This is a genomic window from Rhizobium ecuadorense, from assembly GCF_001187535.1.
GTDB classification, from domain to species: Bacteria; Pseudomonadota; Alphaproteobacteria; order Rhizobiales; family Rhizobiaceae; genus Rhizobium; species Rhizobium ecuadorense.
Genome location: NZ_LFIO01000347.1, coordinates 1 through 229, shown reverse-complemented (window position 1 = coordinate 229; position 229 = coordinate 1). Strand labels below are relative to the sequence as shown.

The following is a 229-nucleotide window of genomic DNA, read 5'->3' as shown; positions in this document are numbered from 1 at the left end:
TGCCACCGATCGATTTCGCGATATTTAGCAAAAATAATTTCCTGCCGGAATCGAGGATCTGAGCGACATTCTGCTTTTGAACCGGCCGAATCGGCCCATTCCAGCGGCATCGCCGTTCGGCTGCGCGTTGCCGCAGATCGCCAGCCGGCAGCTGAGATTTACCCGGCTCAACGAAAATCCTTAACATGCGGGCGGCAACGCAACCTTTTCGCGGGCGAAAGCCTTGTTG

The 229-nt window shown here is 55.9% G+C and carries 1 protein-coding gene; it reads right to left on the bottom strand.

Going from position 1 to position 229, the window contains the following annotated elements:
- Window positions 1-229 (bottom strand): hypothetical protein (locus AF337_RS44195; protein WP_210168042.1); only part of this gene is annotated, 229 nt, incomplete at both ends.